The sequence below is a fragment of the Enterobacter sp. WCHEn045836 genome, from assembly GCF_003965585.1.
Lineage (GTDB): Bacteria > Pseudomonadota > Gammaproteobacteria > Enterobacterales > Enterobacteriaceae > Enterobacter > Enterobacter dissolvens.
This window is the reverse complement of sequence record NZ_RXPT01000001.1, coordinates 227,735-240,114: the sequence shown is the minus strand read 5'-3', so window position 1 is coordinate 240,114 and position 12,380 is coordinate 227,735. Positions and strand designations below refer to the sequence as shown.

At 59.2% G+C, this 12,380-nt stretch carries 11 protein-coding genes; 6 read left to right on the top strand and 5 right to left on the bottom strand.

Annotated elements, in window-relative coordinates; all coding sequences use genetic code 11:
* Positions 1-9: 9 nt before the first annotated feature.
* Together EKN38_RS01055 and EKN38_RS01050 are read right to left on the bottom strand one after the other, a co-directional pair.
* Positions 10-441 carry a tripartite tricarboxylate transporter TctB family protein gene (locus tag EKN38_RS01055; RefSeq protein ID WP_014832745.1) on the bottom strand — a complete coding sequence of 144 codons (432 nt, stop codon included), beginning with the start codon at positions 439-441 and terminating at the stop codon, positions 10-12.
* A gap of 11 nt (positions 442-452) precedes the next feature.
* Positions 453-1,433 (bottom strand): Bug family tripartite tricarboxylate transporter substrate binding protein, encoded by a 981-nt coding sequence (locus EKN38_RS01050; protein ID WP_014832744.1) that lies wholly within the window; start codon positions 1,431-1,433, stop codon positions 453-455.
* Positions 1,434-1,582: 149 nt separating this feature from the next.
* On the opposite strand from EKN38_RS01050, the gene tctD reads away from it, so the two are divergent.
* The 4 genes from tctD (at position 1,583) to EKN38_RS01030 (ending at position 5,615) form a co-directional block, all read left to right on the top strand.
* On the top strand, positions 1,583-2,257 hold the full coding sequence (tctD, locus tag EKN38_RS01045; protein WP_014832743.1) for a transcriptional regulator TctD: 675 nt from the start codon (positions 1,583-1,585) through the stop codon (positions 2,255-2,257).
* Entirely contained in the window at positions 2,244-3,653 is a 1,410-nt protein-coding gene (locus tag EKN38_RS01040) for a sensor histidine kinase (RefSeq protein WP_014832742.1), read from the top strand. Before tctD ends, EKN38_RS01040 begins: the two co-directional genes overlap by 14 nt.
* Before the next feature lie 129 nt (positions 3,654-3,782).
* Positions 3,783-4,322 (top strand): YfaZ family outer membrane protein, encoded by a 540-nt coding sequence (locus EKN38_RS01035; protein ID WP_013098023.1) that lies wholly within the window; start codon positions 3,783-3,785, stop codon positions 4,320-4,322.
* Positions 4,323-4,415: 93 nt separating this feature from the next.
* Positions 4,416-5,615: a nicotinamide mononucleotide deamidase-related protein YfaY gene (locus EKN38_RS01030; RefSeq protein WP_046888290.1), complete on the top strand. Its 1,200-nt coding sequence runs from the start codon at positions 4,416-4,418 to the stop codon at positions 5,613-5,615.
* Positions 5,616-5,647: 32 nt separating this feature from the next.
* Here the strand turns inward: EKN38_RS01030 and glpC are convergent, their stop codons facing one another.
* From glpC to glpA, 3 genes are read right to left on the bottom strand one after another with little or no spacing between them, the layout of a single operon-like run.
* A complete protein-coding gene (gene glpC, locus EKN38_RS01025) occupies positions 5,648-6,838 on the bottom strand; it encodes an anaerobic glycerol-3-phosphate dehydrogenase subunit GlpC (RefSeq protein WP_014832740.1) in 1,191 nt (396 codons plus the stop codon).
* Positions 6,835-8,052, bottom strand: a complete 1,218-nt coding sequence (gene glpB, locus EKN38_RS01020; protein ID WP_014832739.1) for a glycerol-3-phosphate dehydrogenase subunit GlpB — start codon at positions 8,050-8,052, stop codon at positions 6,835-6,837. The genes glpC and glpB overlap by 4 nt, the downstream gene beginning before the upstream one ends.
* Positions 8,042-9,670, bottom strand: coding sequence for an anaerobic glycerol-3-phosphate dehydrogenase subunit A (glpA, locus tag EKN38_RS01015; RefSeq protein ID WP_013098019.1), 1,629 nt, complete (start codon positions 9,668-9,670; stop codon positions 8,042-8,044). The genes glpB and glpA overlap by 11 nt, the downstream gene beginning before the upstream one ends.
* Positions 9,671-9,925: 255 nt before the next feature.
* On the opposite strand from glpA, the gene glpT reads away from it, so the two are divergent.
* Together glpT and glpQ are read left to right on the top strand one after the other, a co-directional pair.
* Positions 9,926-11,278, top strand: a complete 1,353-nt coding sequence (glpT, locus tag EKN38_RS01010; protein WP_013098018.1) for a glycerol-3-phosphate transporter — start codon at positions 9,926-9,928, stop codon at positions 11,276-11,278.
* An 11-nt stretch (positions 11,279-11,289) separates the two neighbouring features.
* Positions 11,290-12,357, top strand: a complete 1,068-nt coding sequence (gene glpQ, locus EKN38_RS01005) for a glycerophosphodiester phosphodiesterase (RefSeq protein ID WP_014832738.1) — start codon at positions 11,290-11,292, stop codon at positions 12,355-12,357.
* Positions 12,358-12,380 lie beyond the last annotated feature (23 nt).

Genomic DNA, 12,380 nt, shown 5'->3' with positions numbered 1-12,380 from the left:
CGTGCTCCGTTAATTAAGCCAGGCGCCAGGCGGCAGCGTCACATCCAGCAGACGGTCAAAGGCGTACCAGAGGAAAATGCCCATCACCACGCCCGAGATCCCCGCCGCCGGGAGGCTGGCGTTAAACAGTATGCCGATCACCATCGTCAGGATGGCGGTCGCTACCGGGAAGCCGAGCCACTCAAAGCCCCAGGCGTACATCAGCAGGACAATGACCATCACCAGCAGCCGCTGCAGAATGCGCTTAGGCGGCCACTCTACGGTATCCGGATGGCGTAACAGCAAGGCCACCGAACAGAGCAGCATCAGGCCGACAATGCCCATGGGAAAGGGGCGTGGCCCCACCGGTTCATAGCTGTATTCGCTGTGGATCTGCCAGGCGACGAACATCCCGCCAATGCAGAGCAACAACCAGATCCCGGCAAAAATGCGATCGCTCATAGCACCTCCGGTTATTTGGCCAGGCCAAAGGCTTTCGCCTGTTCGCGGTAGTCATTCACCTGTTTTTTAACGTAGTCGTCCAGCTGCTTGCCGCTCAGGTTGAACTCGAACAGCCCGCGCAGATCGCGCTGCTTTTTAAACTCCTCGGTCTGCTGGAGTTTGTTAAAGGTGTCGACCCACCACTGATATTCCGCATCGGTGACTTTTGGCCCGACGAAGAAGCCGCGGATAATCGGCCAGACCAGGTTATAACCCTGCTCTTTGGCGGTAGGGACGTTTGCCAGCTGGCCCGGCAGGCGGTTTTCGGAGAAGACCGCCAGCACGCGGATTTTATCGCCGCTGAGGTAGGGCACCATTTCGCTGAGATCGCCGGAAACCGCCTGTACGTGATTGCCCATCAGCGCCGTCACCGGTTCACCGCCGCCCTCAAACGCCACGTAGCGCATTTTGTGCGGATCCACTTTCGCCTGCTGCGCCAGCAGGGCCGCTTTCATCCAGTCCTGACTGCCGATAGAGGCACCGGCACCAATCACCACGCTGTTGGGGTCTTTTTCCATCGCGGTGAGCAAATCTTTCAGGGATTTCCACGGGGAATCCGCGCGCACCGCAATCATGCCGTAGTCGGTGCCGACGGTGGCCAGCCAGCGCACGTCATCCACGCCGTAGCGGCCAAACTTGCCCTGAGAAAGGTTGAGCAGCGAGCCGCCGGAGAAGGCCACCACCGTGCCGGCTTCCGCCGGACGTTGCGCGACAATCGCGTTATAAGCTACCGCACCCACGCCGCCAGGCATGTAGGTCACACGCATGGGTTTCTCGATGGCCTTCGTCTCCAGCATGCTGACCTGAATCAGTTTACAGGTGAGATCGAAACCACCACCCGGTTTGGCCGGGGCGATACATTCGGTGCGGGACGGGGCGTCCTGCGCCTGGACAACAGAGGCACTCATCATCAATACGCTTGCAGCAAGCGTTGAAAGTAATTGTTTTTTCATCGTTTATCCTCACGCCGGCGATCCGGGAGTACGGGTACGGGTTTTTTTCTGATTATGTGAACCACCTTGTAGCGGTTCCGTTGCGTGATTGTTAAAACATTAACCTTTCATTTCCCTTTCAACGCGACACCAACTTTACAGGATGTGATATGCGTCTCTTACTGGCGGAAGATAATCGTGAGCTGGCTCACTGGCTGGAGAAAGCGCTGGTGCAGGAGGGCTTTGCCGTGGATTGCGTTTCTGACGGTCGCGCGGCCGATCATCTTCTGCAGGGGGAAAACTACGCGGTGGCGATCCTCGACATCGGCATGCCCGGTTTTGACGGCCTGGAGGTGGTACACCGTTTGCGAAAACGCGGCCAGACCTTGCCGGTGCTGTTTCTCACCGCACGCAGCAACGTGGCGGATCGGGTGAAAGGGCTGAACGCCGGAGCGGATGATTATCTGCCAAAACCGTTCGAACTGGAGGAGCTTGACGCCCGCCTGCGTGCCCTGCTGCGCAGAAGCGAGGGGCGGACCCAGGAGCGTCAGCGCCTGGGAGAGCTGGAGTATGACGACGACGGTTTTTTCCTGCTGCGCGATGAGCCGCTCGCGCTCACCCCGCGCGAACTGTCGCTGCTGAAGGTGCTGATGCATCGCCGCACCCGGCCTGTCTCCCGGCAGCAGCTGTTCGACCAGGTGTTTAGCCTGAATGACGACGTCAGCCCGGAGAGTCTCGATCTCTACATCCATCGTCTGCGCAAAAAGCTGAGCGGCAGCGGCGTGCGGATCACCACCCTGCGCGGGCTGGGCTATGTGCTGGAGTGCGGCGATGAAGTGGGTTAAGCCTCAGTCGCTTTATCTGCAGCTGCTGCTTTTTCTCGGCCTGCCACTGCTGTTGCTGTGGGGGTTATCGGCCTTTAACAGCTACGTCAGCGCGCTGCAGGCGGCGACGCAGGCATACGACCGCACGCTGTTATCCTCTGCGCGCACCATATCGGAGCAGCTGGTGGTTCATGACGGTAAGCTTGGGGTAAATGTGCCCTGGGTGGTACTCGACAGTTTTGAACTGAATATGAACGACCGGCTCTATTACAAGGTGGTCGATCCCGACGGACGGGTGATCTCCGGTTATGACGATCTGCCGAAGATGCCGCCGGCAACCTCGCGCACCACCCTCTATCCGGCGCTGGCCTGGTTTTATCATACCGAGTATCGCGGACAGGCGATTCGGGTGGCGCGCTTGCTGCAACCCGTCAATGAAGATAATATTGTTGGCATGGCCGAGATATATGTGGCGGAGACACTCCAGTCCCGCCGCTATCTCGCCAGCCAGTTACTCTTTTCGTCGTGGGTCTCCCAGGGGCTGCTGGTGCTGCTGACGCTGGTGCTGACCGCGTGGTTGCTGCGCCGCGTGCTGCGCCCGATGCGCCAGCTCTCATCTTTGATGGTGCGACGCGATCCTGGCCTGCTCGCACCGTTGCCGGAGCTGTTGCCCTGGTCCGAAACCCGGCTGCTGATCGTGGCCTTTAACCGCTATATTGACAGGCTTCGCGGCGTGCTCTCACGGCAGGAACGCTTTAACGCCGATGCCTCGCATCAGCTTAAAACGCCGCTGGCCGTGCTGAAAACCCAGGTCTCTGTCGCCCTGACGCGCGACGATCCTGCCCTGTGGCAGGAGAGCCTGAGGGCGATGAATGTGACGCTCGATAACACCCTTGTGCTCACCGAACGGCTGTTGCAACTCTCGACGGTGAAGCGCAAAGAGCAGGGGGAGCGCCAGTTTGCCCCCGTGGATCTGGTGCAGGTGGTGCAGAACTGCTGCTTCTCCCGGCTGGCACAGGCGCGCAGCAAGGCGATCGATTTGGGTTACGACGGCATTCAGCAACCCGTCATGATGGAAGGTGATGAGGTACTGCTGGGCGAGCTGTGTGCCAACCTGCTTGAGAACGCGATCAAATATACCCCGGCAGGGGGCATCGTTACCGTATTCTTGTGCACCGACCAGGGCGCCGTTGAGCTCAGCGTAGAGGATAGCGGCCCCGGTATTGACGATGACCAGATACATCAGGCCATGCTGCCTTTCCACCGGCTGGACAACGTGGGGGATGCCGCCGGATCAGGGATCGGGCTGGCGCTGGCGGGCGACATTGCCCGGCTGCACCGCAGCCATCTGCAGCTTTCCCGCAGCGAAACGCTGGGCGGGCTGAGCGTAAAAATGCGCTTTCTGTTGCTGACGTAAAAAAGCCGCACGTTTCAAATCGTTACAATCTACTTGCTGGCCGCACGCAGAGTGCTTGATCCCCTGGCGTCTCAGGTTAAAATCTCGCGATTTTGGGACTTCTCTATAAAATTGTGCGGGATCACGACAATGAAAAAAGTGGCATTGATGGGCTTAGGCCTGATATTCGTTTCGGCGGCGGCTAACGCCATCAGCTTTAACGGCTCGGCGGGTCAGGATTACACCCACCTGGGCTTTGGCCTGGGCACCGAGACTGCCGGTCTGGCAATGACCGGCGGCTGGACGCATAACGATGACGACGGCGATGCGGCAAGCCTCGGCCTGGGTCTGAACATTCCTCTCGGCCCGTTCCTGGCGACTGTGGGCGGTAAAGGTATTTATACCAACCCGAACGACGGCGACGAAGGCTACGCGGCGGCTGTGGGCGGCGGTCTGCAGTGGAAAATTGGCGACAGCTTTGGTCTGTTTGGTGAGTACTACTATTCTCCGGACTCCCTCTCCAGCGGTATCGACAGCTATGAAGAAGCCAACGCTGGCGCGCGCTGGACCATCATGCGTCCGATTACCATCGAAGCGGGTTATCGTTATCTGAACCTGGCGGGCAAAGACGGCAACCGCGACAACGCGTTGGCTGACGGCCCGTATGTGGGCGTCAGCGCAGGCTTCTAATCACCCCGGCGCGGCGTCCGTCGCGCCAGTTTCTCTCCTCTCCATGCCGCTGATTGCGCTATAGTGTTTTCACCTTATAAGCGGGAGAACACAATGATTAACGTGGAGATGTTATCCACCGGCGACGAAGTGCTGCATGGACAGATTATTGATACCAATGCGGCCTGGCTTGCCGATCTTTTCTTTGAGCAAGGATTACCGTTAACGCGCCGCAATACCGTAGGCGACAATCTTGAGTCGCTGGTCACTGTTCTGCGCGAGCGTAGCGAACACTGCGACGTGCTGATTGTGAATGGTGGGCTCGGCCCTACCAGCGACGATCTCAGCGCGCTGGCGGCTGCGACCGCCAAAGGCGAAGGGCTGGTGTTGCACGAAGAGTGGCTGACCCACATGGAGCGTTTCTTCTCCGAACGTGGCCGCGTGATGTCGCCCAGCAATCGCAAACAGGCTGAAATCCCGGCCAGTGCCGAACTGGTCGATAACCCGGTGGGGACCGCCTGCGGATTCGCCGTCCAACTGAACCGCTGCCTGATGTTCTTCACGCCGGGTGTCCCGTCTGAATTTAAAGTGATGGTCGAACAGCAGATCCTGCCGCGCCTTCGCCAGCGTTTTACCCTGCCTGAACCGCCAGTCTGCCTGCGCCTGACCACCTTTGGCCGCTCGGAAAGCGATCTGGCACAGAGCCTCGATCACCTGCCGCTGCCGCCGGGGGTATCCATGGGCTATCGCTCGTCCATGCCGATCATTGAACTCAAGCTCACCGGGCCGGCCACCCAGAAAGCGGCGATGCTGGCGCTCTGGCCGGAAGTGCAGCGTGTGGCAGGGGAAAGTCTGATTTTCGAGGGCACAGAAGGGCTACCGGCGCAGATTGCAACGCATCTGCAGTCGCGCCAGCTGAGCGTCACCTTAAGCGAACAGTTCACCGGTGGCCTGCTGGCACTGCAGCTGTCGCGCGTGAATGCTCCGCTGCTGGCCAGCGAGGTGGTGCCGTTCCAGCAGGAGACGCTGGCGCAGACGGCGCGCTGGGCCTCAGAACGCAGGGTTAACCATTTTGCCGGTCTGGCGCTGTTTGTCGGCGGAATGGATGAGGAATACCTCAACTTTGCGCTGGCGACGCCGGAAGGGACACATGCCTTAAGAGTCAAAATGAGTATCACCCGCCACAGCCTGGCGGTGCGTCAGGAAGTCTGCGCCATGATGGCGCTGAACATGCTGCGTCGCTGGCTGGCAGGGAAAGAGGTGGCCAGCGAGCACGGCTGGATCAACGTGGTGGAATCGCTGTTCGTTGAGTAACCGTTTTGCCGGGGCGGTGGCCCCGGCGATACCTAACCCAGCGCTTTTGCCAGCAGCGTGATCGGATGTTCGCAACGCTTGCTGGTGGACATCTCTATCTGCCACTTGCAGGTTTCGCAGTCGGTCACCACGATATCGGCGCCGCTCTCTTCAATCTGGCGGAACAGCGGCGCACCAATCGCCTGTGAGGTTTCGTAGTTTTCACGCTTAAAGCCGTACGTCCCCGCAATGCCGCAGCAGCGTGAATCCAGCACCGTCAGCTCCAGCCCTGGAATTAGCCGCAACAGTTCCAGCGTGTAGAGCGACCAGCCCATTTTCTCCATATGACATGGCGTGTGATAGACCACTTTCAGGGGGAGATTTTTCAGTGGTAACGTCTGCCCGCTGTCCAGTTTGCGCCACAAGAAACGCGTTGCCAGCTCAATGTGTTCGCGCAGGCCGGTGTTGTCCACGTCCAGCAGGTGCGGATACTCATCGCGCAGCGTGAAGGTGCAGGTCGAGGAGGTGGCCAGCACCGGAATGCCTTTATCGACGATGGCCTCACGCAGCGACGAGACGTTGCTTCTGGCCTGTTTGCGCGCTTTATCGGTAAACCCGTTGGCGATCAGCGGCACACCGCAGCATTTCTCCTTGTTCAGTAACTGCACGCCTGTCCCCATGGCGTTCAGCACTTTCAGCAGATCTTTTCCCAGTTGCGGGTGGTTGTAGTTCACATAACAGCCGTGAAAGAACGCCACCTGATCGGCATACCGCGCCTGGTCTTCCGCCACCGATTTGTACCAGCGGCGGAAGGTGCCGTGGGAATATTTGGGCAGGCTGCGGTGATGGTCGATCTTAAGCGTGGCATCCAGCAGCTGGCGCACCGGTTTCAGCGAAGTCGCGGCGTTCACCAGCGGGGCAAACGGCGTGGAGACGCTGCCCATCAGATCGGTATGGCTGAGAATGGCATCGCGCAGGGACGGTTTTTGCGTGCTATAGCGTGCCCGGGCGCGCTGAATGATGTCACCGATTTTCACATCCGACGGGCAGGCGACTTCACACCGTTTGCAGTTGATGCAGTATTTCAGCGCGTCATCGTACAGCGCGCCGTCCTTCAGACGCAGGCGCTCGCCGTCCGGCCCGGCCTGTTTCGGTCCGGGGTAGCGCGGGTTAACGCCGCTGACCGGGCAGACGGTGGTGCAGACCGTGCATTTGATGCAGCTTTCAAAGCGGGTATCGTTCATTGTTCAGCCTCCGTGCGCTGGCAAATCTGCTCTGCCACATAGAGCGCCGTTATGGCGCAGACACCGCCGCCGCAGCCCTGGGCGATAGGATCGTATCCGCCCAACAGCGAGCCGATGGCGTAGAGATTCGTGACTGGCTTTCCGGAAAGTTGCGGATGCAGCTGTTTATCCACTATCACCCCGAACTGTTGCCAGGGCTGTGGGGCAAAGAAATCGCTCTGATACCAGTCCGCGCGAGAGGTACTCTGACGGACATCCAGCCCCATGATGGCTTCCCGTATGCCGTCCCGGCTGCTCAGCAGACCGTTGCTGAAGAAACTGCCGCTTGCCAGTACCGCATAACGCGTGCGAAGCGGAATGTCGTCGTGGTTGCGCGTCCAGATTTCGCTCACCGCGCCGTCAGTCAGGCTGATTTTTTTCACTTCATCACCCGCCATCCACACACCGCCCTGAGCCACAAACTGGCGCTGAAGCTGGGTATGCAGGCGAATGCCGGGCACGGAAGGGGGAAGCGTTGGCAGCAGGCCGAGCGAGCAGGGCAGGCGGTCGGACAGCCAGCGCCACAGCCGGTTGTCCTGCAAGCCAAAGCAGGCAGGCATAAACAGCGCGTCGCATCCCTCTGCAAGCGGTTTGAGCGCCTCATACAGCAGCGGCCATTTCTCTTCGTTATCCAGAAAACGGGCAATATTCACCGCGCGAAACTCGCTGGGGTTGTCGCGCAGAACATCCAGCTCAGGAAGGTCTATCTCTGCCGTTTCAGCGCTGATCCCCTGGCGACTGAGCGAGGCCGCCGCCAGATGGGGCTGAAAATCCAGAAAACCGCTAATGCCCACCACCCGCACGCGCGTGGCCCTGAACGGGGCAACGGGCACCTCCTCCGGGCTGAGCCAGGCCGAGCGCAGGGTGCCAAGCGGCGTGACGCGCGCGTGATTTTGCCTGGCGCTCCCCTGCATACGTGCGCCGCAATCCGCCAGCAGCGCTTCGGTCTCCAGGGCAAAGCGGTCAATGTGCTGCGCGCCCGTCAGGTGATAAGGATGCTCGGCCGGCAGTTTTTCGCGGTACGTTTCATCCACCAGATCCAGCGAGCCCGACGAGAAGTGCAGGGCGCTCTGGCCCCGGGTGATAATGGCGCAGCGCAGTCCCTGCTTCGTGAGTTTGATGCCACAGAGCAGACCCGCCAGCCCGCCGCCGACGATCACCGTATCAAATTTCATCACGCTGCTCCTTCTCAAGACCGCAAAGCCCCTGGTACACCCAGCGGGTAAATTCGCTTTCACGCAGGGCATCGCCCCAGGCGACAGGCTGAATGCCTTTCCAGCGCTCGTTTAAGAAATCGCTTAGCTGATCGAGCGACTGGGTGGCGGTGGTGGTATGAAAACGCTGCAGCAGCCCGGCGGCACGGCAGGCACACAGCTCCCCCTGACAGGTGCCCATCCCGACGCGGGTGCGGCGGCGGAGATCGAGCAGGCTATTCACCGTCAGATTCTCCACCGCGTATTGCACTTCCCCGGCGGTAACGGCCTCGCACTCGCATACCAGACTGCGGCTCAGCCGCCCTTCACCCAGCCAGACAGGTGTTCTGTCGCCATGGCGATAGACAGCCGAACCACGCAGGGGGGCAGGCAGGGAGATAATTTTTTGCAGCGTTTTCTCGGTGGACTGGCGTGAGCCGGGCAGGGGCTGTTCTGCGGTCACGCACGGTTCGCTATTGCCCAGTTTGCGGCAGACGGCATCCGTCGCCCATTCGGCCATCAGGCGGTAGGTCATCAATTTACCGCCGGTGATGGTGATGAAGCCGTCCAGCCCGTCGCGCGCGGCATGGTCAAGCAGCACAATGCCGCGGCTGACGTTGCGTCCGCTTGGGTCGTTATCGCTGGCGACAAGCGGGCGCACACCCGCGTAGGCGCGCAGGATGCGGGTCTGGGCCATTACCGGCGCCAGTTTTTCCCCTTCGCGCAGCAGGATGTCGACCTCTTCTGCGGTGACCCGATTGTAGTCAATCTCGCTGTAGTCCACGTGGGTGGAGGTGGTGCCGATTAACGAAATAGTATCGCCGGGTACAAGGATGTCTGCGTCAGACGGTTTACGGCAGCGGTTGATGACATGGTTATTAATGCGGTGGTCGAGGATCAGCAGCGAGCCTTTGGCCGGGAACATGCGCACAGATAAATCGGCGTATTCCGCGATGCGTTGCCCCCAGATCCCCGCTGCGTTGACCACCACGGCGGCATACAGCTCGCTGTGTTCGTTGTACTGCGTATCCAGGACCCGCACGCCCACGATGCGATGCCCCTCACGGATAAGTCCGGTAACCTGATGGCCGGTCAGGATCCGCGCGCTGTGCTCGCGGGCGTCCAGCATGTTGGCCGCCGTCAGACGAAACGGATCCACGGTGCCGTCCGGGACTTTTACTGCCCCGGTCAATGCCGGATTAACCGAAGGTTCGATGCGACGCGCAAGGGCCGGGTCAATGGCTTGCGCCTGAATTCCCGCCGCCTGACAGGCGGTAATGAAGGTTGACTGAAAGGCGAGATCGTCTTCGGGAAGCGTAATAAACAGGCCGTCGGTCGGTTCAATGCAGTGGCGGGCGATACGTCGCAGGATCTGATTTTCGGCGATACATTCGCGTGCCGATTCGCCGTCGGTGACGGCGTAGCGGGCGCCGCTGTGCAGCAGGCCATGATTGCGTCCGGTAGCGCCGGTCGCAATATCATGGCGCTCCAGGAGCGTGACGCTCAGCCCTCTGAGCGCACAGTCGCGTGCGATGCCAGCGCCGGTCGCCCCCCCGCCAATGATAATCACATCGCTGTAGCGTGGATCGTGAATTGTCATTGTCATCCCTCTGTGTTCGTTTTTTATCATTTAGCCACATGAAAACTGTGGTTTGTTTGATTTCGAACACAAACGAGCGAAATTCGAAAGTGAAACGTGATTCCATGCGCTTTTTTGCGCATGTTGTCATATTTCTGTAACAATTTGTGCGTTGATTCACAGTAACAATCACCGTGATTTCTTAACATCCCCGCCTTACTGGAGTTTGGGGCAGTTAAACCCCTGTAAATTCAATACATGGCCACGGAGGCTGTCATGCTCAGTATCTTTAAACCTGCGCCGCACCGGGCGCGTCTGCCAGAGGCAGAAATAGATCCGCTTTACCGCCGCCTGCGCTGGCAAATCTTCCTGGGGATCTTCTTCGGGTATGCGGCGTATTACCTTGTGCGTAAAAACTTTGCCCTCGCCATGCCTTATCTGGTTGAGCAGGGCTTTTCACGTGGCGATCTCGGGTTCGCGCTGTCGGGGATCTCCATCGCCTACGGCTTTTCGAAATTTATCATGGGATCGGTGTCGGATCGCTCGAATCCGCGCGTGTTCCTGCCAGCCGGTCTGATCCTGGCGGCGGCGGTGATGCTGTTTATGGGTTTTGTGCCATGGGCAACGTCCAGCATCGCCATTATGTTTGTGCTGTTGTTCCTGTGTGGCTGGTTCCAGGGGATGGGATGGCCGCCATGCGGGCGTACCATGGTGCACTGGTGGTCGCAAAAGGAGCGTGGCGGTATCGTGTCGGTGTGGAACTGTGCGCATAACGTGGGTGGCGGCATTCCGCCTCTGCTGTTCCTGCTGGGGATGGCCTGGTTCAACGACTGGCACGCTGCGCTCTATATGCCTGCCTTTGGCGCCATTCTGGTGGCGATTATCGCCTTTGCGCTGATGCGCGATACACCGCAGTCCTGCGGCCTGCCGCCGATTGAGGAGTACAAAAACGACTATCCGGATGATTACAGCGAGAAGCACGAAGAAGAGCTGACGGCAAAGCAGATCTTCATGAAGTACGTGCTGCCGAACAAACTGCTGTGGTATATCGCGGTGGCGAACGTGTTTGTTTACCTGCTGCGCTACGGCATCCTCGACTGGTCACCGACCTACCTGAAAGAGGTGAAGCATTTCGCGCTGGATAAATCCTCCTGGGCCTACTTCCTGTACGAATACGCGGGGATCCCGGGGACGCTGATTTGCGGCTGGATGTCGGACAAAGTATTTAAGGGCAACCGTGGCGCAACGGGCGTCTTCTTTATGACGCTCGTGACCATTGCCACCGTCGTCTACTGGCTCAACCCGCCGGGTAACCCGGGCGTGGATATGACCTGTATGATCGTCATCGGCTTCCTGATTTATGGTCCTGTTATGTTGATCGGTCTGCATGCGCTGGAACTGGCACCGAAAAAAGCAGCCGGTACGGCGGCAGGCTTTACCGGTCTGTTCGGCTACCTGGGCGGTTCGGTCGCGGCGAGCGCTATTGTGGGCTATACCGTTGACTTCTTCGGCTGGGACGGCGGCTTTATGGTGATGATCGGCGGCAGCGTGCTGGCGGTACTGCTGCTGATTGTGGTGATGATCGGTGAAAAACGTCACCACGCGGACGTGCTGGCGCGTCGTCAATAAGGAGCATTGCCATGAAATTAACGCAATTAGCGACCGGTCTGCTGCTGGCGGGCCTGATGACCGGCTCCGCACTGGCGGCGGATAAAATCGTTATTGCCCATCGCGGCGCAAGCGGCTATCTGCCGGAGCATACGCTGCCGGCGAAAGCGATGGCCTACGCGCAGGGGGCCGATTATCTTGAGCAGGATCTGGTGATGACAAAGGACGACCAACTGGTCGTCCTGCATGACCACTATCTGGATCGCGTGACCGATGTGGCGGAGCGTTTCCCGGACCGCGCCCGTAAAGATGGCCGTTTTTACGCCATCGATTTTACTCTGGATGAAATCCGCTCTCTGAAGTTTACCGAAGGCTTCGAGATTGAAAACGGCAAGAAGGTGCAGGTTTATCCGGGACGTTTCCCGATGGGCAAGTCCGACTTCCGCATTCATACCTTCCAGGAAGAGATTGAGTTTGTTCAGGGGCTGAACCACTCCACCGGTAAAAACATCGGTATCTACCCGGAGATCAAAGCGCCCTGGTTCCACCATCAGGAAGGGAAAGACATTGCCGCGAAGACGCTGGAGGTGCTGAAGCAGTACGGCTACACCAGCAAGAAGGACAAAGTTTACCTGCAGTGTTTTGACGCCGCCGAGCTAAAGCGCATCAAAACCGAGCTGGAGCCGAAGATGGGGATGGATCTCAATCTGGTACAGCTGATTGCCTATACTGACTGGAATGAAACCCAGGAGAAGCAGGCAGACGGCAAGTGGGTAAACTACAACTACGACTGGATGTTCAAACCGGGTGCCATGAAACAGATCGCGCAGTACGCCGACGGCATCGGGCCGGATTACCACATGCTGGTGGCGGAGGGCTCGACCCCAGGCCACGTGAAGCTGACGGCAATGGTGAAAGAGGCGCACGCCAGCAAGATGCAGGTGCATCCGTATACGGTGCGTGCTGACCAGTTGCCGCCGTATGCCACGGACGTGGATCAGCTTTATGAGGTGTTGTACAACCAGGCGGGCGTGGACGGACTGTTTACGGATTTCCCGGATAAAGCGGTCGAATTCATTCACCGGAAGTCGGTTTTGTAGGTTGGCTAAGGCGAAGCCGCCAC